Genomic DNA, 23,596 nt, shown 5'->3' with positions numbered 1-23,596 from the left:
GGGCGGCAGGACCGTGCTTACCCCTCAATGGCTTGACCAGCTCCGCGCCCGGACGACGCTTTCGGCGCTGATCGGTCGCTCCACGCGCCTTCAGAAGGCGGGGCGTGAGTTCAAGGCCTGCTGCCCCTTCCACAACGAGAAGTCTCCAAGCTTTACCGTCAACGACGAAAAAGGCTTCTATCACTGCTTCGGCTGCGGCGCACATGGAGATGCGATCCGCTGGATGACAGACCATCAGGGCCTGTCGTTCATGGACGCGGTCAAGGAACTCGCGGCCGAAGCGGGGATGGATGTGCCAGCGCCCGATCCGCGCGCAGCCAAGGCGGCCGAAAAGCGCGACACGCTTTACGACGTGATGGCGGCGGCACAGGCGTGGTTCGTGCAGAACCTGACCGCGCCCGGCGGCGCGGCGGCAAAAGCCTATCTCGCAACGCGCGGCTTCGACGCTCATACCCTCCAGCGCTTCGGCTTCGGCTTCGCGCCCGAGGGACGGCAGGCGATGAAGGAAGCCCTGGGCCGCTTCCCCGAGGACATGCTCGTCGAGGCAGGCCTGCGCATCGAGGTCGAGAACCGCGACCCTTACGACCGTTTCCGCGGCCGGCTCATGCTGCCGATCGAGGATGCGCGCGGCCGTGTCATCGCCTTTGGCGGGCGCATCCTCGCCAAGGACAAGACGGATGCGCCCAAGTACCTGAACTCCCCGGATACGCCGCTTTTCGACAAGGGCCGCACCCTCTACAATCTGCACCGCGCCGCGCCGGCCGCCCGCCAGTCGGGGCGGATGGTGGTGGTCGAGGGCTACATGGATGTGATCGCGCTGGCCGCAGCAGGCTTCGGCGAATGCGTCGCCCCGCTTGGCACCGCACTCACCGAGCAACAGATCGAGATGCTCTGGCGCCATGTCGAAACGCCGATCCTGTGCTTCGACGGCGACGCCGCCGGCCAGCGCGCAGCCATGCGCGCCGTCACCCGCGCCCTGCCCCTGCTCCGCCCTGCCCATAGCCTGCGAATCGTTCGCCTGCCCGAGGGGCTCGACCCAGACGACCTCATCAGGCAGCGCGGCGCCCGAGCCATGGGAGACCTGCTCGGCGAAGCCCGCAGTCTTGTCGAAGTGCTGTGGGAAGCGGAACGCGATGCCCAGCCGCTTATCACACCGGAAGACAAGGCCGGCCTCAAGGCCCGGCTCATGGCCCATGTCGATGCGATCCAGAACCCCGATATCGCCAGCCTTTACAGGCGCGAACTGCAGGACCGCTATTCCGAATTCGCCTTCCCGAAGCGGGAGAACCGCTGGCAGCAACAGGATCGCCCCGCATTCCGCCCCGGCCAACGCGGAAACCAGAAAGGGCGATGGACGCCGCAGCCCGAATCGAGCCCCGAATCCCTCGAACGCCTCCGCAAGGCCATCGGCGGCGGCGCGCGCGATGCATTGTCGGCGGCAGTCGTGGCCGGGCTGATCCAGTGGCCGGCACAGATCAGGCGTCACGCCGAAGCCCTCGCGCGGACCCCCGGCCTCGATCCGCGCTTCGGTTTGCTGCTCGATTGCTGCGACACGAACGAAGCGCTTGAAAGCACCCGTTTGGCCACCATATTGGTCGAGAATGGCCTGGAGATCCCCGGCACCGCAGAATACTCAGGATTGCGCTTCGGTTTCCTCAATTCCGGAACAGGCGCGGATCAGGCGGCAGAGGATTTGGCCCAGGCAATTGATCTCCTGGTGGAGCGTCCGGTTCTGGATGCCGCTCTGGCGCAAGCGACGGCACGGTTCGAAAGCGAGTTGTCTGACGAGGCTTTTGCCGATCAACAGCGGCTACTCAAGAGAAAGCTGGAATTTGACAGTCGCCTCAGGCAAATGGCGACAAGACAGGCGGCTTCTTCCTGATATTATAATTGGGATGAATGCACGGGGATAACGGCGAAGAATGAGCAAAAACGACAACACCGGCGACACCAACGACGGCACTGACGCACCGCTGATCGACCTCAACGAAGGCGCGATCAAGAAGCTTATCGCCCGTGCCAAACGCCGGGGTGTGATCACCTACGACGAACTGAACGAGGCTCTTCCGCAGGACCAGATGTCTTCCGAGCAGATCGAGGACATCATGGCCGCGATCTCGGAAATGGGCGTCAACATTGTCGAGAGCGACGAGGATTCCGAAGGCCAGCAGGACGACGATCGCGACAACGAGGAATCGGATTCCGACGATGTCTCGCCCCGCATGGTGGTCGACGCCAAGAAGAAGGAAACCGTCGAGCGCACCGACGACCCGGTGCGGATGTATCTGCGCGAAATGGGCGCGGTCGAACTGCTCAGCCGCGAAGGCGAAATCGCCATCGCCAAGCGCATCGAATCCGGCCGCGACATGATGATCCTGGGCCTGTGCGAGAGCCCGATCACCTTCCACGCCATCATCCAGTGGTCGGAAGCGCTCAACAACGGCGAGATGCAACTGCGCGAGATCCTCGATCTCGACGCGATGCTTTCGAAGGAGCCCGCGCCCGAAAGCCTGTCGGAAGACAGTGAAGGCGACGACGACGGCGAGATCAGCGAAAAGACCGCCGGTCCCTCCTTCAAGGACGAGGACGACGTCGAGGAGGAAACCTCCGAGGTCGACGAGGACGGCAATCCCATTCCGAAGCGCGAAGCCGAGGAAGAGGAAGAAGACAACACCCTCAGCCTCGCGCAGATGGAAGCGGCCCTCAAGCCCGAAGCGCTTGAGAAGTTCATGCTCATCACCGAGCTGTTCCAAGCCTTCGAGCGCCTCCAGTCCGAGCGCCTCGACGCGCTGGCGCTGGGCATCGATTTCCCGGCCGCCAAGGAAGACCAGTACCAGCAGCTTCGCGAAGACCTCACCGCGCAGGTCGAATCGGTGAAGTTCCATGCGACGAAGATCGAGTATCTCGTCGACAACCTCTATGCCTTCAACCGCCGCCTCACCACGCTGGGCGGCCAGATGCTGCGCCTTGCCGAGCGTCACAAGGTCAAGCGTACCGACTTCCTCGAAACCTATGTTGGGCGCGAGCTGGACGATACCTGGCTCACCGACATGGCGAAGAAGGACAAGAAGTGGGCCGCCTTCGCCGAGGCCGAGGCCGAACCGGTCGAACGCATCCGTTCGGAAGTCTCCGACATCGCCGCCGCTACCGGCATGGCGCTTCCCGAGTTCCGCCGCATCGTCAACATGGTCCAGAAGGGCGAGCGCGAGGCGCGCATCGCCAAGAAGGAAATGGTCGAGGCGAACCTGCGTCTGGTGATCTCGATCGCCAAGAAGTACACCAACCGCGGCCTGCAGTTCCTGGACCTCATCCAGGAAGGCAACATCGGCCTGATGAAGGCGGTCGACAAGTTCGAGTACCGCCGCGGCTACAAGTTCTCGACATATGCCACCTGGTGGATCAGGCAGGCGATCACGCGCTCGATCGCGGATCAGGCCCGCACGATCCGCATCCCGGTGCACATGATCGAGACGATCAACAAGCTGGTCCGCACCAGCCGCCAGTTCCTTCACGAGCAGGGCCGCGAACCCACGCCGGAAGAAATGGCCGAGCGCCTGTCCATGCCGCTCGAAAAGGTGCGCAAGGTGATGAAGATCGCCAAGGAGCCGATCTCGCTCGAAACGCCGATCGGCGACGAGGAAGATTCGCATCTGGGTGACTTCATCGAGGACAAGAACGCGATCATCCCGGTGGACGCGGCGATCCAGGCGAACCTCAAGGAGACGGTGACCCGCGTCCTTGCCTCGCTCACCCCGCGTGAGGAACGCGTGCTGCGCATGCGCTTCGGCATCGGCATGAACACCGACCATACGCTTGAGGAAGTCGGCCAGCAGTTCTCGGTTACCCGCGAACGTATCCGCCAGATCGAAGCCAAGGCCCTGCGCAAGCTCAAGCACCCGAGCCGCAGCCGCAAGATGCGCTCGTTCCTCGATCAGTAACAACTGCACGAAGATACAAGAGCCTCGCTTCGGCGGGGCTCTTTTTTATGGACATCATCCCCTGATGCTCCCTCCCGGTTGGAAGAACGATAAGCCATGGCCTTCGGGGATACCGATATTGTCAGCGAAGCGGGCGCTCGCGAAGCAACGCTCTGCGCCGCAGGTGCCTGCATAACTTTCCCATCGTTGATCCTGATGGGCCTGCTGGCAGTGCTGCGGATCGCCGGCCCCGCCTTCCTGCTCACACTGCCGCCTCCGTTACTCATGCTCCTTGCTGCAATCCTTGCGACATCCTTCGCCTGCGCTTTTCGCTTCTCCCAGCAGAAGGGTGAGCGTGCAGGCTACCTGATGCTCCTGGCCCTTCTGGCCAGCGTTCTCGCGACATCTTTCGTGGCTTTGAGCATCGATGCAGCGGGTATCTTTGCTGTCATCCCGATTGCCACGCTGGCTGCCGTGGTCAGCAAGTTGGTCCTGCATGGTATGCGCGGCGCGCGGAACCTGCGCGAGCCGCCGCCCGAGTTCTTCGAATAGCGCTCAGGTCTTGCCGTGGCTCTTCCTGGCGTCCGAATAGGCCGCGATGCTGACCGCTGGAGCATCCAGCCGCACCCACAGGGAAACACCGATGGCCATCAGCAGCAGCAGTGCCGCCAGCACCCGCGAACCGCGTAAAGGTAGCGCAGGCCGTAGCGGCACCAATGCGCAAACGGCGATCGCCAGCGGAAGAACCGCCACCATCGGCATCGTCGGCCCCACTGCCTGCAACAGCGAATAGCCGAGCATGAGCGCGTAGCCTGTTACCACACCTGCAACGGTCGCTCCCGCCGCCCGCGCCAGACCGCCAAGCCCGAACGCTCGCAGCAGCGCCACTACGCCTCCCAGCATCAGCGGCACCGCAAGCACATAGGCGGCTGACGGAGCGTAAGCCTGAAACGCGGTGCCGCCCAGAAGCAAGGGCAGCACCAATCCGGCCTCCCCCGCCTCGCCGTCCGGCTTGCGGCCCAGCAGGAGTACAAAGACGGCCACACTGGCGCAAAACGCCACGATCTGGAGCCTCGGGATAGCAGCAAGGCGGTCGTAATAGTTCACCGGGCCATCCGCACCGGACAACAGGTTGAGCAGATAGAGCGCGCCCGCCGTCACCAGAACAAGCCCAAGCATTCGCACAGCACCGTCCAGGAAGGCCCTGCCCTCGAACCGGCGTAGCGACAGCAGCCCATGGCCGACGAAGCCCACGGCCAGCATCACCCAGCCCCACCAGACCGCATAATGCACCACGAACAGGCCGAAAACGTCGAAGAACACCACGTCCGGCGCCCGGCCCGGCAGTTCCGCGCTGCGGGCAAGGGCCCGTGCAAGTCCCAGGGTCTGCTCCCCCATCTGTTGAAGAGAGCCTCGGTCGAGCCTGTCGGCCGTCGCCATCGGCGAATGATAAAGCCCGGGCCTTCCGATGAAGGCGAAGTTCCACGCCGGATAACCATGCGGCAGCGCCACCGAGAGATCGGTATCGTTAGGCAAGACGCTGTAAATGAAAGTCGCCAGCGACGTACCCGCCGGATGCGGTGCCGTATCCGCCCAGAGCCGCGCGACATCGCCGTTCAGCGCGGATGTCTGGAACAGATTCGCCTTGCCGCCACCGCCGCGCGTTTCCAGGTTCACGATCGCGCCGATCCGCCGCGCTTCAGGGGCCTGCGCAAAGAACATCCTCGCCCCCAGCAGCCCGGATTCCTCCCCATCCGTGAGAATCACCACGACATCCCGCCGACGCTCCCGGTCCAGCGAGAGCGCACGCACGGTCTCCAGGATCGACGCAACTCCCGCCCCATCGTCGGCCGCAGCCGGAGACCCCCAGACACTGTCATAATGCGCCATCAGCGCCACGGCGGGCAGGTTCGGCTCGGATCCCCTCAGAAGGCCGAGTACATTCGTCAACGGGATGCGCGCGGCATTACCGCCACTGCGGGCATTCAGGCCCCGGCGTGCGTCCTCCGGAAAAGTCCCTTCCTGCGTGCGCACCGTCAGGCCCAGTTCGCCAAGCCGCTGCATCAGGTAGCCACGCAAAGCCGCATGTTCGGCCGATCCGCTGGGATGCGGCGCGCGGGCGATGCGCTCCACATCGCCCATCGCCCGCAAGGCGGAGAAATCCCGGGCGGCTGCCGTGACCTGAGCGGGTCTCGGCGGCGTCGTTCCCAGGATCGCCAGCCCCACGGCGAGAAGCAATGCCACAAGGAACCATTTGCCGCTCTTCACGCGATCCTCCTGATTTTCGGGAACAAGTCGGGCCGACAATGCCACGTCCTTCACCGCTCGCCAGTCCCTTTCGACTCCAGATGCGCGCAAGACTGGCAAAGCGACGAACTCGCGACTAAGGGGAGCGCGAAAGAATCCTCGCATCCAGGACAGGCGAACCGATTCCATGCGCATCGCGATTGCATCAGACCACGCCGCCGTCGACCTCAAGGCCGAACTGCGCGAATACCTCATCGAACAAGGTCACGAAGTGGCCGACCTCGGCCCGGAAACCGCTGACCGCGTCGATTACCCCGACTACGGCTACAAGCTCGCATCGGTCGTCGCTGACGGCACGGTGCAGTTCGGCGTCGCTCTGTGCGGCTCCGGCATCGGCATCTCGATTGCCGTGAACCGCGACCCGGCCTGCCGCTGCGCGCTTGTTTCCGAGCCGCTCTCCGCAGCGCTGGCGCGCGAGCACAACGATGCCAACTGCATCGCCATGGGCGCACGACTGACCGGGATCGACATGGCCAAGGCCTGCCTCGACGCCTTCCTTTCGACCGAATTCGGCGGCGGCCGCCATGCCGGACGCGTCGAAAAACTTTCCAATCCGTCCTTCTGAAGGGGCTTTCAGAACATGACCGTTGAAACCGCCATCCGTTCACCCGGCTTCTTCACCGACAGCATCGCGCAAAGCGATCCCGCCGTGGCCAAGGCCATCGGCCACGAACTCAAGCGCGAGCGCAAGCAGATCGAGCTGATCGCCTCGGAGAACATCGTCTCCAAGGCCGTGCTCGAAGCGCAGGGATCGGTGCTGACCAACAAGTACGCCGAAGGCTACCCCGGCAAGCGTTACTACCAGGGTTGCGAGCCCTCGGACGAAGTCGAAACGCTCGCCATCGAACGCGCGAAGCAGCTGTTCGACTGCGGCTTCGCCAATGTGCAGCCCCACTCGGGTGCGCAGGCCAACGGCGCCGTTCTGCTCGCCACCGTGAAGCCCGGTGACACCATCATGGGCATGAGCCTCGATGCCGGCGGCCACCTGACGCACGGCGCCCGCGCCGCGCTTTCTGGCAAGTGGTTCAAGGCCGTGCAGTACGGCGTGACCAAGGACACCCACCTGATCGACTACGATGAGGTTGAGGCCCTGGCCAAGGAACACCAGCCCAAGCTGATCATCGCCGGTGGCTCGGCCTATCCGCGCGTGATCGACTTCAAGCGCATGCGTGAAATCGCAGACGCCGTGGGCGCCCTGTTCCAGGTCGACATGGCGCACTTCGCCGGCCTCGTGGCCGCTGGCCTGCACCCCTCGCCCTTCCCGCACGCACATATCGCCACCACCACCACGCACAAGACGCTGCGCGGTCCGCGCGGCGGCATGATCCTCACCAATGACGAGGCGCTGGCCAAGAAGATCAACTCGGCGGTGTTCCCCGGCCTTCAGGGCGGCCCACTGATGCACGTCGTCGCTGCCAAGGCCGTGGCCTTCGGTGAGGCGCTGCGTCCCGAGTTCAAGGACTATGCCGCGCGCGTGATCGAGAACGCCAAGGTCCTCGCCGAAACCCTGAAGGAGCGCGGCGCCGCGATCGTTTCGGGCGGCACCGACACGCACCTCGCCCTGATCGACCTCTCGCCGCTGGGCGTGACCGGCAAGGACGCGGACGAGGCGCTGGAACGTGCGGGCATCACCTGCAACAAGAACGGCATCCCCTTCGATCCGCTGCCGCCGATGAAGACCAGCGGCATCCGCGTGGGCTCGCCCGCCGGCACCACCCGCGGCTTCGGTCCGGAAGAATTCCGCGAAATCGGCAACATGGTTGCCGACGTTCTGGACGGCCTTGCCAAGTGCGGCGAGGCGGGCGACGCTCAGGTGGAGCAGAACGTGCGCACGCGCGTTGAAGCCCTGTGTGACCGTTTCCCGATCTACGAGGACTGATGCCATGACCGACCCCAACCGCCCCCACGACAATGGCGACTTCATCACCGATGCACGCCATGAAATCGCCGGAATGCTCCAGGATGGTCTCGACCATCCTTCGACCAAGCCGGTGCTCGTCTGGGGCGCGTTGGGGGCGGTGGCCGGCGCGGTATTGCCGTTCGTATCGATCCCGCTCGGCCTTGCCGCCGGTGCAGGATATCAGTTCTACAAGCGCGTGCGCCCCTGAAGTCTCTCAAGTCTTGAAAGTATCTTACTGAATGCGCTGTCCTTTTTGCGCCCACGACGATTCCCAGGTCAAGGACAGCCGCCCGACCGAGGACAACACGGCGATCCGTCGCCGCCGCCAGTGTTCAAGCTGCGGCGCGCGGTTCACGACTTTCGAACGCGTCCAGCTTCGCGAGATCACCGTCGTCAAGAACGACGATTCCCGCGAGCCTTTCGACCGGGCCAAGATCGAGCAGTCCGCCACTCTCGCCTGCCGCAAGCGCGGGATCGAGCGTGAGAAGATCGACCAGCTCGTGTCCGGCGTGCAGCGCCAGGTGGAAACGCTCGGCGAATCCGAAGTCTCGTCGCGCGAAGTCGGCGAGATGGTGATGGAAGGTCTGCGCCAGCTCGATTCGGTCGCCTATATTCGCTTCGCCTCGGTCTACCGCGCCTTCAACGAGGCGCGCGACTTCGAGGAATTCGCCGGGACGGTTCGCGATGTCGCGGGTCCGGGCCACATGGAAGGTCGCAACGATGACTGACGTTAAGAAGCCGGTCATCGTGCTGGTCCGCCCGCAGCTCGGGGAAAACATCGGCAAGGCCGCACGCGCCATGCTGAACTTCGGCCTTACCGAAATGCGCCTCGTTTCACCGCGCGACGGCTGGCCCAACCCCTCCGCCGGTCCCGCCGCGGCAGGTGCCGACCTGGTCCTGGAACGCGCCGAAGTCTTCGAGACCCTGGCAGAGGCCGTTGCCGATTGCGGCAATGTCTTCGCCACGACCGTTCGCAAGCGCGGCGTCACCAAGCCTGTCGTCACCCCCGAGGAAGCGGCACGCGAAGTCCATACCGCGCAGGGCCGCTCCGCCTATGTCTTCGGCCCCGAGCGCTCCGGGCTGGAGACAGAAGACGTTGCGCTTGCCCGTGCGATCCTGACGGTGCCGATCAATCCCGAATTTGCCTCGCTGAACCTTGCACAGGCAGTGATCCTCTGCGCCTACGAATGGTCGAAGGGCGCGGTCTCGTCAGGTGAACTGGCCCAGCCGACCGTCGAGGACCTGCTCCCCCCCGCCCCGCAGGACGAACTGGAAGGCCTGATCGGTCATTTCGAGCGGATGCTCGAACCCAAGAACTACTTCTGGCCCGAAACACGTGCCGCCGCCAACCGGCTGACCTTGCGCAACCTGCTGACCAAGCCGGCATGGAACCACCTCGAAGTACGGACCCTGCGCGGTGTCCTCTCCGCACTGGAGAAAGAGCGCCGCAACCGCGATTGATCTGCGGATTGCGGCGCCAGCCCGCTCCCCCATCAGCCGTCCTGCAGGGCCGCCATTTCAGGTGGGCTCACACAAGGCGGATGGGGTAGCGGGCCGGCGCCGCCGTAAGATGTGCCGAAGGCATGTCGTTACGACGCATTCGAGACCGCAAATCCACCGATGCGGCTTGACTTTCCGGCCCCAGTCCGTAAGGGGCACGCCTTCACATGGCGCCTGCCTGTTTCGGCAGCCCGTCCATTCGGCCCCGCACCCCGGTGAAGCGGCGGCCGCATCCCGCAAAGTAGGCTGGATGGTGCGCCCCGGGACAACACGGATCGCCTTCAGGTCGGAGGCGGCAGCAGAACAGGAGACGACTTATGTCGAAGCGTAAAAGCGCCAAGTACAAACTCGACCGCCGCATGGGCGAGAACATCTGGGGTCGCCCCAAGAGCTCGGTCAACCGCCGCAGCTACGGCCCGGGCCAGCACGGCCAGCGCCGCAAGGGCAAGCTTTCGGACTACGGCATCCAGCTGCGCGCCAAGCAGAAGCTCAAGGGCTACTACGGCGACGTGACCGAGAAGCAGTTCAAGCGCACCTACCAGGAAGCTTCGAAGATGAAGGGCGACACCGGTCAGAACCTGATCGGTCTGCTCGAACAGCGTCTCGACATGGTCGTGTACCGTTCGAAGTTCGCACCCACCATCTTCGCGGCTCGCCAGATCGTTTCGCACGGCCACATCCGCGTCAACGGCGTGAAGTGCAACATCGCTTCGCGTCGCGTGAAGGTTGGCGACGTCATCAGCCTCGGCAACAAGGCCAAGGAAATGGCTCTCATCATCGAAGCGCAGAACCTGCCCGAGCGTGAGATTCCTGACTACGTTTCGACCGACGGCACCGACAAGGTGACCTTCGTGCGCGTTCCGACGCTCGACGAAGTGCCTTACCCGGTGAAGATGGAACCGAACCTGGTCGTCGAGTTCTACTCGCGCTAAGGTCCCGGTCCACCGGACAAGACATGCGAAGGGCGGCCCTCACGGGCCGCCCTTTTCTTTTGTGCGACGAACCGCCGGAAAGCGCGGTAAATCGAGGAATTTGTCAGGGAACGGACATGGTTCTCGTGCATTGGACAGTCACCATGTCACGCTATCGATTCATTACCCCCAACCGCACCGGCAAATGGTATCCCGACCTCGAGACCGCGAAGCAGTTCGCGGCGGAAATCGGCGCCGGATTTCTCGATTCCCGCACCGGGCGTTTCGTCGCCTATGTCGGCACGAAGCTCGAGATCGGCGCACTTCACGAAGAAGCCGGAGAGGCGCTGCAACCGGCCTGAGCTTACACTCAGGCCCGGAGAGCTCACTCTTTCGGCATCCCCAGGTTCTCGCGCAGAAAAGCGTCGCTCTGAGCCAGCATCCTGGCCCTCGCCTCGCCTTCAACCAGCGAGTGCGTGAGACCTTTGAAGGTGACCAGTTCGGCCCGCTTCCCGGCATCGAGCAGGCGCCGCTGCATCAGCTCTGACTGGTCGATATCGACGTTGGTATCCCAGTCGCCATGAAACATCAGGACAGGCGCCTGAATTTTCGCGGCGTTCTGCGCGGGTGATCCTTGCGAAACATGCGGCCCGTTGCCGATCATGGCGTCGACCAGCTTGTAGTCCGAATAGTTGAGATGATCGTTGCGCAGCTGCTGAAGGTCGGTGACCGGTGCTACAGCGATGATCGCCTTGAACAGATCCGGCTTCAGCACCCCCGATTGCAGCGCTGCATATCCACCATATGACCACCCGAAGATCGCCAGCTTGCCTTTCGCAGCGATCCCGTTCGATACCAGCCAATCTCCTGCATCGGTGACATCACCCACAGCCGTGCGCCAGGACTGGAATCCGTTCTTTTCGAACCAGGCTTCGCCGTAGCCCGACGATCCGCGAAAATTCGGCTGAAGAACGGCAAAACCACGTGCCGCAAAAAACTGCACTAGCCAGTCGAAACCCCATTCGTCGCGTGCCGAGGGTCCGCCGTGCGGCATGATGATGGCGGGAAGATTTTTCCCATCGCTGCCGGGCGGCAGGGTCAGGTAAGCCGGGACCATCGTACCATCAAAAGCCCGAAACTGAATGGATTTCATGGGCGAGAGCGTGCGTCCGGACATGGCTGTCCGTAGCGGGAGGACTTCCTCCAGCTTGCGTGTGGCCTTGTCGAAAATATAATATTTCCCCGGATCGATATCGCTCCCCACGAACATGAGCAGCTTGCTCTCATCAGCGCTGGAATCGACGATCGTCACCGAAGGATCACCGGGCAGCGCCTTCGAGAGCGCCGAGCGCAAGGCTGCCAGCTTGGGGTCGAAATACTCGATCTGGCGATAATCCGTGGCGAATGAGACGCCCACCACCCGCCTTGATCGACCGATGCGGATCAATTCGTCAACATCGACACCGGGCTTCGAGATGACTTCCTCCCGGCGGTTGGAGCCATCGAGGCTCTGCCGGTAAAGTGCGGAAAAGCCGTTCTTGTTGTCGAAACCAAATACCGAATTGCTCTCCGGGTCGACTGCCACGGGCCGGAAACCCGAATAGGTGCCGGAAGGATTGACGGTGACCCTTCCCAACGGGTTCCAGCCGTGCTGCCCCACCAGGCGATAGAAATAATCGGTATAATTGCGATCATAGCCTATGCCCATTGCAGGCGTGCTCGCCATGATGCGGATATTGCCCATCCCGTCGGTTATGTAGCCGGCGGCTGTCCGGTTCGGCTTTTCCACGGTAGCACGGCGCAGGGTGCGAACATTCAGGCTTTCGACACCGAGCCCTTCCCCTGATTGGGCCAGCCGCGTCCCTATCGTATTTTCGGGAATGTACTGACGCAGCATCAGCACTTCTTCCGGCTTCCCGCCCTGCCAATCGATGATGTCGCCCCCGTATCGCGCCACCCCCAACGAACGGCTGTTAGCGCTCTGCGTGAGCATCTTGGCAGGCGAACCGTCCAGACTGAGCGAAAGAAGGCGACTGAACGACAAGACGTTCCCAGTGCTCTTGTCCTGGACGAGGATACTGCAAACCAGTTGCGCGTCGCTGGGCCAAGAACAATAGCTGACATGTTCTCCCTGTCCGGACGCGTTCAGGATCGTCCGGGGAGCACCGCCCTTTACCAGGTCGGCGATCATGACCTTGTCACCACGCCCGCCCGAAGGCGCGACAATAGCGGCAAGTGCGCCGCCCGGAGCAAGGCTTATATCCGTGATATCCTGCCGAGCGCCGAAAGCAGCCGCCAGTTTTTCGACGCTTTCGGCTTGGGCCGTTCCCCATCCTGCCATGCCCAGCACAAAAGCCGGGCCGGCGAGCCAAATCTTCTTCATGTAATCCCCCCAGTGGATAGCCATCGACTATCCTTGAGAGAGAACCTCTTCCAGTTAAATCTGCTGGTAGATCAATGGAGATACTCGCGACGGAAGTCTGCCGCGAACTGGGCGAAAGTGCCGGCGGCGATGGCGTCGCGCATGCCCTGCATGAGTTGCTGGTAGAACGAGATGTTGTGCTCGGTCATCAGCATGGAACCCAGAATTTCTCCCGCCTTCACGAGATGATGCAGATAAGCGCGGCTGTAGGTCGCGCAGGTAGGGCACTTGCAGCGATCGTCCAGCGGGTTGCTGTCCTCCGCATGGCGGGCGTTGCGCAAGTTGAGCGGGCCGTTCCAGGTGAAGGCCTGGCCGTTGCGGCCCGAGCGGCTGGGCAGCACGCAGTCGAACATGTCGACGCCGCGCTCCACCGCACCGACCAGATCGTCGGGCTTGCCGACCCCCATGAGATAACGCGGACGATCGACCGGAAGCTGGCCGGGCGCGAATTCCAGCGTGGCGAACATCGCCTCCTGCCCTTCGCCCACCGCAAGTCCGCCGATGGCGTAACCATCGAAACCGATCTCGGTAAGCGCATCGGCCGAAGCCTTGCGCAGGCCTTCGTCGAGCGCGCCCTGCTGGATGCCGAACAGGGAGGAATTGGCCGCATGCTCGCCGCCGCTGTCGAAACCGTCGCGGCTGCGCCGGGCCCAGCGCATCGACATTTCCATGGACCGTGCGATCACGTCGCGGGGCTGATCGATCTTGGGACATTCATCGAAGCACATCACGATGTCGGACCCCAGCAGGCGCTGGATTTCCATCGAACGCTCTGGCGTCAGCAGATGGCGCGAACCGTCGAGATGACTGGCGAAAGTGACGCCGTTCTCGGTGATCTTGCGCAAGTCCGACAGGCTCATGACCTGATAGCCGCCGCTGTCCGTCAGGATCGGGCGGTCCCAGTTCATGAACTTGTGCAATCCCCCGAGCCGGGCGACACGCTCGGCACCGGGGCGCAGCATGAGGTGATAGGTGTTGCCCAGGATGATGTCGGCGCCGGTGGCGCGCACATCCTGCGGCTTCATCGCCTTCACGGTTGCCGCCGTGCCCACCGGCATGAAGGCTGGCGTACGGATTTCGCCGCGGCGCATCTTGATCGTGCCGGTACGGGCCTTGCCGTCGGTGGCGTGGATGGAGAATTCGAAACGGGGGTTCATGACCCGCCCGTTACAGACTTCAGAAGCCGTAGACCAGTGAGAAGCGAGAGATCGTGTCGGTCTGGAGCGAACCGTCCGGCGGAGAGGTTTCGTGCTCGATCGAATAGGACAGGCGCGCCTTCAGCCCCTTGCTCATTCCCGCTTCAAGGCCGGTAGCCGAGGTGAAGGTACTATTGCCGGTTTCCACATAGGACGAGGCATCCTGCGTGAGCTTGATCGTCGGGCTGACCTGCCAGTCGAAATCGAGCGAGGTCAGCGTCGACCACGTCGTTTCCTTGGGCACGGTGACATAGCGCGTGCGGCGAAGCGCCGGGCCGATTTCCATCGACAGCGTCACATTGTCACGCTTGAGCACACGGTAGCCGAGCCCGCCCGACAGCGAGTAGCGATCCAGATAGCCCTGAATGCGGTCCTTTTCGTACTGCATTCGGCCATAAGTGAAGAAGCCGTCGTTCAGGGTATATCGCGGCTGGTAGCTGGCCCCGTACTGCTCACGCGTGACCGAGCCGCGATCCTTCTGGAAATCCGCGTTGAGCTGGATCGTATGCTGCCAGTCGATGCCTTTACGGTCCAGCTTGACCGCCCCGGTATAGCCGAAATTGCTGGTGTTTCCCGTCGCGCGGAAAGCGCCGAGTTCGACTTTGCCGGTCCAGAGTTCGAGCAGCGCGGCGCGGCGGATCCGCTCCGTTTCCGCATTCGCCTTCTCCGCGATTTCGCGGGCGTTCGCATCGAGGAACGCCTGCTGCATCGTGCGGATTTCTTCCTTGTCATAAGGCTGTGTCGCAAGCGCCGCCTTGACCACCGCTGCAACGGTGGCCGAATCCTTCGTCTTCACCGCCGCCTCGATCATGGCCTTCACATTGCGGGGAAGACGCGGCGGCGGCGCCGGGATGAACGGCGGCGGAGAGACATAGTCCGGCAGCACGAGACGAAGCGGCAGCTCCACGACAGGAACCACCGACACGATCTCGATATCCGGGAAGGGTTCGAACTGAAAGGATTGGGGCGGCTCCGCCTGAGCCGGGACGGCAATCAGCAAGGCAGGCACACCAATCGAAACAGCCAAACGCATTGTCATGACACGATATTACCGACTCAGGCGCGCAGGCGCCACCCTGTGCGGAAGATCCAGGCGATGAACGCCACACAGAGCGCGAGGAAGCCCAGCGTCATGCCGAGCGACAGGCCGATGGGGAAGTCCGAACTGCCGTAGAAGCACCAGCGCAGCCCGTTCACCAGATAGACCACCGGATTGGCCATGGCGACCGAACGCCAAGGTTCGGGCAGCAGGTCTATCGAGTAGAACGTACCGCCAAGGAATGTCAGCGGCACGATGAACAGCACCGGAACGATGCCCAGCTTTTCAAAGCTGTCCGCCCAGATCCCCAGAATGAACCCGAACAAGGAGAAGCTTGCCGAAACCAGCAGGATGAAGCCCAGCGCATAGAATGGATGGGCAATCGTGTAGTCGACGAAGAACGTGGCCGTCACGAGGATGATCGCCGCCAGGATCAGGGATTTGGTGGCCGCTGCTCCCACGAAGCCGATCAGCGTTTCGGCAACGCCCACCGGCGCCGAAAGCAATTCGTAGATCGCGCCGGTGAAGCGCGGCATGTAGATGCCGAAGCTGCCGTTCGACGTGCTCTCGCTCAGCAGGGTCAGCAGCAGCAGGCCCGGCACGATGAAGGCCCCGTAGTTGACGCCGGCCATGCCCGAATCCATCTTGCTGCCGATCGCCGCGCCGAACACGACAAAGTAGAGCACCGTAGTCAGAACAGGTCCGAGGATGGACTGCATGGCGGTGCGCATGGCCCGCATGACCTCGCGCTTGTAGATGGTCCAGGTGCTGCGCGCGTTGAAGGCGATCATGCCGCCGCTCCTTCCAGAAGATCGACGAAGATTTCCTCAAGGCTCGATTCGCGAATTTCGATCGAGGTGTAATCGATGCCGTTTGCCACGAGATCCTTGGTGAGCTGAGCCACTTGCGCCTTGCCTCCGCCCGAACCGTCGCCGCCGCGATAGACGAGTTCGAGCCCTCCATTGCCCAGCGAGAGATTGTACGGGGCCAGCGCTTCGGGGACGAGCGCCAGAGGCGTGGCCAGGCCGATATGTGCTTCGGTGCGGCCGAGCCGCTTCATCAGCGAGCGCGTTTCTTCCACCATGCGGATGCTGCCCGCCTGGATGATGCCCACGCGGTCGGCCATTTCCTCGGCCTCCTCGATATAGTGCGTGGTGAGGATGATCGTGGTTCCGCGGTCGCGAAGCTCGGCGATCTGCGCCCACATGTCGCGGCGAAGCTCGACATCGACACCGGCGGTCGGCTCGTCGAGGAACAGCAGGTCGGGTTCATGCGCCAGCGCCTTGGCAATCAGCACGCGGCGCTTCATGCCGCCCGAAAGTGCGCGGATCTGCGCCTTGCGCTTGTCCCAGAGGCTGAGCGCACGCAGGATTTCCTCGACCCGCGCGGGGTCCGGCGCCAGGCCGAACAGGCCGCGCGAATAGTTCACCGAGTGGATGACCGTCTCGAACATGTCGGTCGCCAGTTCCTGCGGAACCAGTCCGATGCGGGCACGCAGGGAGCGCCAGTTGTGAGTCATGTCCTCGCCGAAGGCGCGCATGGTGCCGCTGGTCGGCCGCACGAGGCCGCAGACCGCGCCGATCAGCGTTGTCTTGCCCGCACCGTTAGGCCCGAGCAGCGCGAATATCTCGCCCTTGTTGATCGTGAGGTCCACGCCCTGGAGCGCGGTGAAGCCCCCGGCGTAAGTCTTGGTCAGACCGCTGATTTCGAGAATGGGTTCCATGGCCCGCGTGATGCGCGAAACCGGTGACAGTTCCAAGTCCCCTCAGGGCAAAAGAAGGCTGGAATCCCCGTAGGAGTAGAAACGGTAACCCTGCGCGATCGCATGGGCGTAAACCGCCTGCATCCGCTCCAGCCCCATCAGCGCCGAAACCAGCATGAACAGCGTGGACTTGGGCAGGTGGAAGTTGGTCATCAGCCCGTCGATCGCCTTGAAGCGATAGCCGGGCGTGATGAAGATCGAGGTGTCCCCTTCGAAGGGACGAATCACGCCGTCCTCGCCCGTCGCGCTTTCCAGCAGGCGCAGGCTGGTGGTGCCCACCGCGATGACCCTTCCGCCGCCCGCGCGCGCGGCATTCAGGCGATCGGCGGTCTCGGCATCGATGCGGCCCCATTCGGCATGCATCTTGTGGTCCTGCGTCTCATCCGCCTTGACCGGCAGGAAAGTGCCGGCACCCACGTGAAGCGTCAGCGTCTCGCGCTTCACGCCCGCCGCATCCAGCCGCTCGATCAGTTCGGGCGTGAAGTGCAGCGCGGCGGTGGGAGCGGCAACGGCACCCTTCTCGCGCGCGAACATCGTCTGGTAATCGCTGGCGTCCTGCTCGTCGGTCTCGCGCTTGCCGGCGATGTAAGGCGGCAGCGGCATGCGCCCTGCCCGCTCCAGCAAGACCTCGACGGGCTCGTCGCCCTCGAACAGCAAGGTCCAGCTGCCGTCATCGTGGCGCACTTCGGCCACGGCAGTGACGTCTGCGGGAAATTCGATGCGATCGCCCGCCTTCAGGCGCTTGGCATTGCGGACGAAAGCCTGCCAGCGACGAAGGTCGATCCGCTTGTGAAGCGTGGCTCCGATGCGGGCCTCGCCGCGGCGCCCTTCGAGCTGGGCAGGAATGACGCGGGTGTCGTTGAACACGAGGATGTCGCCGGGGCGCAGTTCTCCGGGAAGATCGCGCACGACGCGCTCGACCAGAGCCCCTTCGTCGCGGCCCTGCGCGACCAGCATCCGCGCCGAATCGCGCGGACGCGCGGGGCGGAGGGCGATATTCTCGGGAGGAAGGTCGAAGTCGAAAAGGTCAACGCGCATGAGCCGCCCTCTAGGGGCGCACTCACGCGGCGTCATCCATTTTTCGCTTCAGGTCACCGGGTCAGGTTACCTGGACTTCGATTTGCTGAGCTGGTCGGCCGTGATTTTCGCAGGCGGCGGCGCGACCGGGGCGGGCGGCGGCGGCGCCTTGTTCTCGGATGCCAGCGAGGCCTGCACGATCCTGGTCGGGTTCTGGGGCGGTTCGCCGCGCTGGATCGCGTCGACATACTGCATGCCCGAGATCACGCGGCCGAAGTTGGTATACTTCCGATCGAGCGAGAAACGCGGGTAGAACACGATGAAGAACTGGCTGTTCGCGCTGTTCGGCTCGTTGGTGCGCGCCATCGACACGGTGCCGCGAACGTGCGGCATCGCGTTGAATTCGGCTGCCAGATCGGGAAGCTGCGAACCGCCCTGCCCGGTGCCCGTCGGGTCGCCCGTCTGCGCCATGAAACCGTCGATCACGCGGTGGAATATCTGGCCGTTGTAGAAGCCCTGCCCGGCGAGCGTCTTGATCCGCTCCACGTGATGGGGCGCCCATTCCGGCATGAGACGAATGGCGACACGGCCACCGTCCGAGAGATCGAGCAGGAGCACGTTCTCGGGCTGATGGGTTACATCGGGATCGACGAAAGTCGGCAGCACCGCCACCGGCGGCGTCGGGGTCGGGTCTTCCTTCTTCTTGGCCATGGCGGGCGTAGCCGCCAGCGCCAGGCCGATCATCGTCGCGGTAAGGGTCAGGCGAAACGTCATCGAATACTCACAGGAAGGAAGCCGCTCAGGCCAGGGGCGATAGTGCCCCGCTGCTGACGTGACAATGAATGAATTTGTCGCAATCGTTTCTTGGGCGTTCTCAATAGTCGCCGAGAAGCCCGGTCTCGGCGATCCGCGCGACGACATCGGCGCGCACCGTGGGGCTGACGAACTTGGCGATCTCTCCGCCGAACGTGGCGATTTCCTTGACCAGCTTGGAGGCGATCGGCTGAAGGCTGACGTCCGCCATCAGGAACACGGTCTCGATGGTGGGGTTGAGCTGCTGGTTCATCCCCGCCATCTGGTATTCGTACTCGAAGTCCGCGACGGCCCGCAGCCCCCTGATGATGACGCTGGCGCCCTGCTTCTGCGCAAACTTCATCAACAGCGCGTTGAAGCCGACCACGGTGACGTTCTCGATCCCGAGCGCCGCCACTTCGCGTTCGACCATGGCCATGCGCTCCTCGGGCGTGAAGAGCGGGTTCTTCGAAGGGTTCGTCGTCACCCCGATGATAAGGCGATCGACCAGCTTGGCGCCGCGCCGGATGATATCGGCGTGACCCAGCGTGATCGGATCGAACGTGCCCGGATAGACACCGATGCGTTCACCAAGGCTCATCAATGATCCCTCTCGATGATGTAGCGCGCCACTGCGCGCAGCAGGTCGGCTTCCTTGCCGTGCTGGGCAAGGTGGCCGATGGCCTGCTCCACCAGCATGCGGGCCTGTTCGCGGGCGCGTTCGGGGCCGAGCAGCGAGACGAACGTCTCCTTGCCCGCCTCGGCATCCTTGCCAACGGCCTTGCCGGCCACCGATGCATCGCCTTCATGGTCGATAAGGTCGTCGGCGATCTGGAAGGCCAGGCCGATATCGCGGGCATAGCCACGCAGATGTGCGCGACCTTCCGGCGGCAGGCGGCCCAGGATCGCGCCCATTTCCACCGCCGCGCCAAGCAGCGCGCCGGTCTTGAGCTGCTGGAGCCGGGTTACGGTCTGAAGATCGAACTCGCTCGTCTCTGCCACCAGATCCATCATCTGCCCGCCGGCCATGCCCTGCGCGCCGCTGGCATGGCCAAGCGCCTGCACCAGTTCGATGCGGGTGAAGGGATCCGCGCTCGTCGCGGGATCGGCCAGCACCTCGAACGCGAATGCATGGAGCGAATCGCCCGCGAGCACGGCGGTCGCCTCGTCGAAGGCGATATGCAGGGTCGGCTTGCCGTGGCGCAGCGCGTCATCGTCCATGCACGGCAGGTCGTCGTGGATCAGCGAATAGACGTGGATCGATTCGATGGCGATGGCGGCCCGGATCGCGGCTTCGCGAACCACGCCGTACATATCCGCAACGGCTGTGAGCAGGAGCGGCCGCAACCGCTTGCCGCCGCCGATCGCGGCGTAGCGCATCGCCTCCAGCAGGCGCGCGCGGGCATCGTCCGGCACCGGCAGCATCGCATCGAACGCTCCGTCGATCTCCCGCGCGATCCGCGAGAGGCCTTCGGCGAGGATCGGGTCGGTCACGGCGACCTCACCCACGAATCAGCGATCCGCCGCGTCGAACGGCTGGGTGCCGGCGGGCACCCCGTCGGGACCGGCGACGATACGCTCGATCCGGGCCTGCGCCGCGTCGAGACGCTTCTGGCAGTGCTGGCGCAGCGCTTCCCCGCGTTCGTAGAGCGTGATCGAATCGTCGAGCGGCACGTCGCCGCTTTCCAGACGGCGGACCACGTCTTCAAGCGCCCTCAGCGCATCCTCGAAACTCATCTCGGCGATTTCGGCACTGTTCTCAGTCATGATCACCGCAATGGAGCGGGCGCGTTCACCGGTCAAGGCGGGACTATGCGCCACTGCCCCGGCGCGCGGTATCGGCCGCCGCGAAAACACCCCTTTTTACGTCTAGCGAAGAGCCACGCTCGGCGCTAAGGCGCGTCGCATGTCCGAAATCACCCCCGATGTCGTCGAGGCGCATGGCCTCAATTCCGAGGAATACGAGCGGGTCCTGAACGCGCTCGGCCGAGAGCCCAACCTGGTTGAGCTTGGCATCTTCTCGGTCATGTGGTCCGAGCACTGCTCGTACAAGTCGAGCCGCTTCCACCTGAAGAAGCTCCCCACAAAGGCCCCCTGGGTCATCTGCGGCCCCGGCGAGAATGCCGGCGTGATCGACATCGGAGACGGCCAGGCCGCCATCTTCAAGATGGAAAGCCACAACCACCCGAGCTACATCGAGCCTTATCAGGGCGCGGCCACCGGCGTTGGCGGGATACTTCGCGACGTCTTCACCATGGGCGCCCGCCCGGTCGCCAACATGAATGCGCTGCGCTTCGGCCGCCCTGATCATCCCAAGATGAAGCACCTCGTGCAGGGCGTCGTCTCCGGCATCGGCGGCTATGGCAACTGCGTCGGCGTGCCGACCGTGGGCGGCGAAACCAACTTCCACAAGGCTTACGACGGCAACATCCTCGTCAACGCCATGACCGTGGGCGTCGCCGATACGGACAAGATCTTCTACTCGGCCGCCACCGGCCTCGGTAATCCCATCGTTTACGTCGGCTCGAAGACCGGCCGCGACGGCATCCACGGCGCTACCATGGCCTCCGCCGATTTCGACGAGCATTCGGACGAGAAGCGCCCGACCGTGCAGGTGGGCGATCCCTTCACCGAAAAGCTGCTGATCGAGGCCTGTCTCGAACTCATGGCCACCGATGCCATCGTCGCGATCCAGGACATGGGCGCGGCCGGCCTCACCTCCTCGTCGGTCGAAATGGCCAGCAAGGGCGGCGCCGGCATTCGCCTGAACATGAACAACGTGCCCTGCCGAGAAGAGGCGATGACGCCTTACGAGATGATGCTCTCGGAAAGCCAGGAGCGCATGCTCATGGTGCTTCAGCCCGGCAAGGAAGCCATGGCCGAAGCGATCTTCAAGAAGTGGGAGCTCGACTTCGCCGTGATCGGCGAAGTGACCGACACCGGCCACATGGTTCTCGAATTCAACGGCGAAGTGGTCTGCGACATTCCGCTCGGCCCGCTTGCGGACGACGCGCCGGAATACGAGCGCCCCTACGTCTCGCCTGAGGAATACAAGGCCTGGGCCAAGGTTCCGGCCCTCGGCGAAGTGGGCGAAAGCGCCGACATCGGCGCCGACCTGCTCAAGCTCATGGGCACGGTCGACCTCGCCTCGCGCAAGTGGATCTGGGAACAGTATGACAGCCAGGTCGGCGGCGACACGATGCAGAAGTCCGGCGGCGACGCCGCGGTCGTCCGCATCCACAACACGCAAAAGGCGCTGGCGATCAGCACCGACTGCTCGCCCCGCTATTGCTACGCAGACCCTTACGAGGGCGGCAAGCAGGCCGTGGCCGAGACCTATCGCAACATCAGCGCCGTCGGCGGCCTTCCGCTCGCCATTACCAACTGCCTGAACTTCGCGAACCCGCAGCGCCCCGAAATCATGGCGCAGATCGTCGGCTGCCTGAACGGCATGGGCGATGCTTGCCGTGCGCTCGATTATCCGATCGTCTCGGGCAACGTCTCGCTCTACAACGAATCGAAGGCCACCGGCGGCGGCTCGGCGATCCTGCCGACCCCGGCCATCGGCGGCGTGGGCATCCTTGTCGATCACGACAAGATGGCCACCGTGGCGTTCAAGAACGCCGGCGACGATATCTTCGTTCTGGGCGCTGGCGAGGGCAAGCTCGGCTCGCACCTCGGCCAGTCGCTTTGGTTGCGCGAAATCGCGGGTCAGGAAGCGGGCGAAGCGCCCAAGGTTGATCTCAAGGCAGAGGCCGGCAACGGCGCCACGATCCGCGAGTGGATCGGCGCCGGCAAGGTCACGGCCGTCCATGACGTAAGCGACGGCGGCCTCGTCGTCGCGCTGGCGGAAATGGCGCTGGCCAGCGGCCTGGGCTGCAATCTCGAAGTGGAACTGACCACCGCCGAGGCCTTCGGCGAAGACCAGAGCCGCTATGTCGTCACCGCAACTGCCGGCACGGAGCTTCCGGGCGCCGTCCGCATCGGCACGGTCGCCGGCACCAAGGTCCTTGGCAACGAAGTGACCGAACTTCGCGAAGCCAACGAGGCCTTCTTCAAGGACTGGATGGAGGGCTGATCGCCTTCCCGCCTGACACAGTACCGGAAGGGCGCCCCTTGTGGGCGCCCTTTTTGGTTGGTGCCGACAGTTTGAGGATACGACGCCTCAGTGCCCGCCCGAGGACGAGGCGAGCACATTCACCGTCAACGCCAGAATGCCGAGGTTGAAGGCGAAGGCGAACAGCCCGTGAAAGGTGGAAACCCGCCGCACATCCGAATCGGTAATCTCGATATCAGCGGTCTGGCAGGTCATGCCAATCACGAGGGCGAAGTTCACGAAATCGGCAAAGTCCGGCACACAGTCGCCTGGAAAATCGAGACCCTCGTGATCCGCGCCGCCGCGCGACGAGTAATAAAGCCGGGCGTAGTGGAAGGCGTAGATCAGGTTGGCGAATGTCCAGCAGGCCAGCAGCGTCACCACCAGCAGCGCGATCTCGCCGGGAACGAGGCTCTTGTTGTCGAGCACCAGCGTGCCGAGCGCGGCAAGGATCACCGTGGAGATCACCCCTGTCAGCAGGAGCAGCATCACCTGCCCGGCGTCGTCACGCTTGGCCTGACGCCGCATGACATCGGGATTGCCATCCCGCCACAAGGGGATGCAGGAAAACACGAAGGCGATCACGGCGAGGTCGAAGGCGGTAACGATCGCCTCGACCAGCCCTATCGCCGGGATCAGCGGCCAGACCGAGATCGCCAGCACGCCAAGGAACAGCAGGTAGCGCGGATGCGACAGCCGGCTCAGGATCGAAGTTCCGCTACCGGCCATCGCGTGTC

General features: G+C 63.8%; 23 protein-coding genes. 11 read left to right on the top strand and 12 right to left on the bottom strand.

Annotated elements, in window-relative coordinates; genetic code table 11:
• Positions 1–13: 13 nt before the first annotated feature.
• The 3 genes from dnaG to U9J33_RS10125 all read left to right on the top strand — a co-directional run bounded on the left by dnaG (position 14) and on the right by U9J33_RS10125 (position 4,469).
• On the top strand, positions 14–1,882 hold the full coding sequence (gene dnaG, locus U9J33_RS10135) for a DNA primase (protein ID WP_324694947.1): 1,869 nt from the start codon (positions 14–16) through the stop codon (positions 1,880–1,882).
• 40 nt (positions 1,883–1,922) lie between these two features.
• Complete coding sequence (gene rpoD / locus U9J33_RS10130; protein WP_324694945.1) at positions 1,923–3,938, top strand: RNA polymerase sigma factor RpoD; 2,016 nt, start codon at positions 1,923–1,925, stop codon at positions 3,936–3,938.
• Between the two features lie 96 nt (positions 3,939–4,034).
• Positions 4,035–4,469, top strand: coding sequence for a hypothetical protein (locus U9J33_RS10125; protein WP_324694943.1), 435 nt, complete (start codon positions 4,035–4,037; stop codon positions 4,467–4,469).
• A gap of 3 nt (positions 4,470–4,472) precedes the next feature.
• Here U9J33_RS10125 and U9J33_RS10120 read toward each other — a convergent pair whose 3' ends face one another.
• On the bottom strand, positions 4,473–6,185 hold the full coding sequence (locus tag U9J33_RS10120; protein WP_324694941.1) for a M28 family peptidase: 1,713 nt from the start codon (positions 6,183–6,185) through the stop codon (positions 4,473–4,475).
• Between the two features lie 166 nt (positions 6,186–6,351).
• Here U9J33_RS10120 and rpiB point away from each other — a divergent pair, with 166 nt between their 5' ends.
• The 7 genes from rpiB to U9J33_RS10085 all read left to right on the top strand — a co-directional run bounded on the left by rpiB (position 6,352) and on the right by U9J33_RS10085 (position 10,897).
• Positions 6,352–6,789: a ribose 5-phosphate isomerase B gene (gene rpiB / locus U9J33_RS10115; RefSeq protein ID WP_185997482.1), complete on the top strand. Its 438-nt coding sequence runs from the start codon at positions 6,352–6,354 to the stop codon at positions 6,787–6,789.
• A gap of 15 nt (positions 6,790–6,804) precedes the next feature.
• On the top strand, positions 6,805–8,103 hold the full coding sequence (glyA, locus tag U9J33_RS10110; RefSeq protein WP_132468771.1) for a serine hydroxymethyltransferase: 1,299 nt from the start codon (positions 6,805–6,807) through the stop codon (positions 8,101–8,103).
• Positions 8,104–8,107: 4 nt separating this feature from the next.
• On the top strand, positions 8,108–8,332 hold the full coding sequence (locus U9J33_RS10105; RefSeq protein ID WP_054441713.1) for a hypothetical protein: 225 nt from the start codon (positions 8,108–8,110) through the stop codon (positions 8,330–8,332).
• 31 nt (positions 8,333–8,363) lie between these two features.
• Positions 8,364–8,852: a transcriptional regulator NrdR gene (nrdR, locus tag U9J33_RS10100; protein ID WP_324694937.1), complete on the top strand. Its 489-nt coding sequence runs from the start codon at positions 8,364–8,366 to the stop codon at positions 8,850–8,852.
• Entirely contained in the window at positions 8,845–9,585 is a 741-nt protein-coding gene (locus U9J33_RS10095; RefSeq protein ID WP_185997484.1) for an RNA methyltransferase, read from the top strand. Before nrdR ends, U9J33_RS10095 begins: the two co-directional genes overlap by 8 nt.
• A 356-nt stretch (positions 9,586–9,941) precedes the next feature.
• Positions 9,942–10,556, top strand: a complete 615-nt coding sequence (gene rpsD / locus U9J33_RS10090; RefSeq protein ID WP_054441709.1) for a 30S ribosomal protein S4 — start codon at positions 9,942–9,944, stop codon at positions 10,554–10,556.
• A 116-nt stretch (positions 10,557–10,672) separates the two neighbouring features.
• Complete coding sequence (locus tag U9J33_RS10085) at positions 10,673–10,897, top strand: hypothetical protein (RefSeq protein WP_324694934.1); 225 nt, start codon at positions 10,673–10,675, stop codon at positions 10,895–10,897.
• 23 nt (positions 10,898–10,920) lie between these two features.
• Here U9J33_RS10085 and U9J33_RS10080 read toward each other — a convergent pair whose 3' ends face one another.
• From U9J33_RS10080 to U9J33_RS10035, 10 genes are all read right to left on the bottom strand, one after another.
• Positions 10,921–12,942: a S9 family peptidase gene (locus tag U9J33_RS10080; RefSeq protein ID WP_324694932.1), complete on the bottom strand. Its 2,022-nt coding sequence runs from the start codon at positions 12,940–12,942 to the stop codon at positions 10,921–10,923.
• A 47-nt stretch (positions 12,943–12,989) separates the two neighbouring features.
• Positions 12,990–14,114, bottom strand: coding sequence for a tRNA guanosine(34) transglycosylase Tgt (gene tgt / locus U9J33_RS10075; RefSeq protein WP_324694930.1), 1,125 nt, complete (start codon positions 14,112–14,114; stop codon positions 12,990–12,992).
• Between the two features lie 19 nt (positions 14,115–14,133).
• A complete protein-coding gene (locus U9J33_RS10070; RefSeq protein WP_324694928.1) occupies positions 14,134–15,192 on the bottom strand; it encodes a DUF481 domain-containing protein in 1,059 nt (352 codons plus the stop codon).
• A gap of 17 nt (positions 15,193–15,209) precedes the next feature.
• Entirely contained in the window at positions 15,210–15,983 is a 774-nt protein-coding gene (locus U9J33_RS10065) for an ABC transporter permease (protein WP_054441704.1), read from the bottom strand.
• Positions 15,980–16,915, bottom strand: coding sequence for an ABC transporter ATP-binding protein (locus U9J33_RS10060; protein WP_324699033.1), 936 nt, complete (start codon positions 16,913–16,915; stop codon positions 15,980–15,982). Before U9J33_RS10060 ends, U9J33_RS10065 begins: the two co-directional genes overlap by 4 nt.
• A gap of 42 nt (positions 16,916–16,957) precedes the next feature.
• Positions 16,958–17,992: a tRNA preQ1(34) S-adenosylmethionine ribosyltransferase-isomerase QueA gene (gene queA, locus U9J33_RS10055; RefSeq protein WP_324694925.1), complete on the bottom strand. Its 1,035-nt coding sequence runs from the start codon at positions 17,990–17,992 to the stop codon at positions 16,958–16,960.
• 66 nt (positions 17,993–18,058) lie between these two features.
• On the bottom strand, positions 18,059–18,745 hold the full coding sequence (locus U9J33_RS10050) for a peptidylprolyl isomerase (protein ID WP_185997486.1): 687 nt from the start codon (positions 18,743–18,745) through the stop codon (positions 18,059–18,061).
• A 100-nt stretch (positions 18,746–18,845) separates the two neighbouring features.
• Positions 18,846–19,364 (bottom strand): pantetheine-phosphate adenylyltransferase, encoded by a 519-nt coding sequence (gene coaD, locus U9J33_RS10045; RefSeq protein ID WP_054441700.1) that lies wholly within the window; start codon positions 19,362–19,364, stop codon positions 18,846–18,848.
• On the bottom strand, positions 19,364–20,272 hold the full coding sequence (locus U9J33_RS10040) for a polyprenyl synthetase family protein (RefSeq protein ID WP_054441699.1): 909 nt from the start codon (positions 20,270–20,272) through the stop codon (positions 19,364–19,366). The genes coaD and U9J33_RS10040 overlap by 1 nt, the downstream gene beginning before the upstream one ends.
• A 3-nt stretch (positions 20,273–20,275) precedes the next feature.
• Complete coding sequence (locus tag U9J33_RS10035) at positions 20,276–20,530, bottom strand: exodeoxyribonuclease VII small subunit (protein ID WP_054441751.1); 255 nt, start codon at positions 20,528–20,530, stop codon at positions 20,276–20,278.
• Between the two features lie 139 nt (positions 20,531–20,669).
• Between U9J33_RS10035 and purL the strand changes: the two genes are divergently transcribed.
• Complete coding sequence (gene purL / locus U9J33_RS10030; protein WP_324694920.1) at positions 20,670–22,841, top strand: phosphoribosylformylglycinamidine synthase subunit PurL; 2,172 nt, start codon at positions 20,670–20,672, stop codon at positions 22,839–22,841.
• Between the two features lie 87 nt (positions 22,842–22,928).
• Here purL and U9J33_RS10025 read toward each other — a convergent pair whose 3' ends face one another.
• Positions 22,929–23,588 carry a DUF1345 domain-containing protein gene (locus tag U9J33_RS10025; RefSeq protein WP_082370568.1) on the bottom strand — a complete coding sequence of 220 codons (660 nt, stop codon included), beginning with the start codon at positions 23,586–23,588 and terminating at the stop codon, positions 22,929–22,931.
• Positions 23,589–23,596: the final 8 nt, after the last annotated feature.

The sequence above is a fragment of the Novosphingobium sp. RL4 genome, assembly GCF_035658495.1.
Lineage (GTDB): Bacteria > Pseudomonadota > Alphaproteobacteria > Sphingomonadales > Sphingomonadaceae > Novosphingobium.
Note: the sequence above shows the minus strand (reverse complement) of the source record. Positions and strands in the feature narration are given on the sequence as shown.

What these genes read in the sequence shown, in the direction of transcription:
- U9J33_RS10125 (WP_324694943.1), top strand. Translation starts at nt 4,035, where the DNA reads ATGGCCTTCGGGGATACCGATATTGTCAGCGAAGCGGGCGCTCGCGAA.
- coaD (WP_054441700.1), bottom strand. Translation starts at nt 19,364, where the DNA reads ATGAGCCTTGGTGAACGCATCGGTGTCTATCCGGGCACGTTCGATCCG.
- queA (WP_324694925.1), bottom strand. Translation starts at nt 17,992, where the DNA reads ATGCGCGTTGACCTTTTCGACTTCGACCTTCCTCCCGAGAATATCGCC.
- U9J33_RS10065 (WP_054441704.1), bottom strand. Translation starts at nt 15,983, where the DNA reads ATGATCGCCTTCAACGCGCGCAGCACCTGGACCATCTACAAGCGCGAG.
- rpoD (WP_324694945.1), top strand. Translation starts at nt 1,923, where the DNA reads ATGAGCAAAAACGACAACACCGGCGACACCAACGACGGCACTGACGCA.
- U9J33_RS10060 (WP_324699033.1), bottom strand. Translation starts at nt 16,915, where the DNA reads ATGGAACCCATTCTCGAAATCAGCGGTCTGACCAAGACTTACGCCGGG.
- U9J33_RS10050 (WP_185997486.1), bottom strand. Translation starts at nt 18,745, where the DNA reads ATGACGTTTCGCCTGACCCTTACCGCGACGATGATCGGCCTGGCGCTG.
- U9J33_RS10105 (WP_054441713.1), top strand. Translation starts at nt 8,108, where the DNA reads ATGACCGACCCCAACCGCCCCCACGACAATGGCGACTTCATCACCGAT.
- U9J33_RS10085 (WP_324694934.1), top strand. Translation starts at nt 10,673, where the DNA reads ATGGTTCTCGTGCATTGGACAGTCACCATGTCACGCTATCGATTCATT.
- U9J33_RS10080 (WP_324694932.1), bottom strand. Translation starts at nt 12,942, where the DNA reads ATGGCTATCCACTGGGGGGATTACATGAAGAAGATTTGGCTCGCCGGC.
- purL (WP_324694920.1), top strand. Translation starts at nt 20,670, where the DNA reads ATGTCCGAAATCACCCCCGATGTCGTCGAGGCGCATGGCCTCAATTCC.
- U9J33_RS10070 (WP_324694928.1), bottom strand. Translation starts at nt 15,192, where the DNA reads ATGACAATGCGTTTGGCTGTTTCGATTGGTGTGCCTGCCTTGCTGATT.
- glyA (WP_132468771.1), top strand. Translation starts at nt 6,805, where the DNA reads ATGACCGTTGAAACCGCCATCCGTTCACCCGGCTTCTTCACCGACAGC.
- rpsD (WP_054441709.1), top strand. Translation starts at nt 9,942, where the DNA reads ATGTCGAAGCGTAAAAGCGCCAAGTACAAACTCGACCGCCGCATGGGC.
- U9J33_RS10095 (WP_185997484.1), top strand. Translation starts at nt 8,845, where the DNA reads ATGACTGACGTTAAGAAGCCGGTCATCGTGCTGGTCCGCCCGCAGCTC.
- nrdR (WP_324694937.1), top strand. Translation starts at nt 8,364, where the DNA reads ATGCGCTGTCCTTTTTGCGCCCACGACGATTCCCAGGTCAAGGACAGC.
- rpiB (WP_185997482.1), top strand. Translation starts at nt 6,352, where the DNA reads ATGCGCATCGCGATTGCATCAGACCACGCCGCCGTCGACCTCAAGGCC.
- tgt (WP_324694930.1), bottom strand. Translation starts at nt 14,114, where the DNA reads ATGAACCCCCGTTTCGAATTCTCCATCCACGCCACCGACGGCAAGGCC.
- U9J33_RS10035 (WP_054441751.1), bottom strand. Translation starts at nt 20,530, where the DNA reads ATGACTGAGAACAGTGCCGAAATCGCCGAGATGAGTTTCGAGGATGCG.
- U9J33_RS10025 (WP_082370568.1), bottom strand. Translation starts at nt 23,588, where the DNA reads ATGGCCGGTAGCGGAACTTCGATCCTGAGCCGGCTGTCGCATCCGCGC.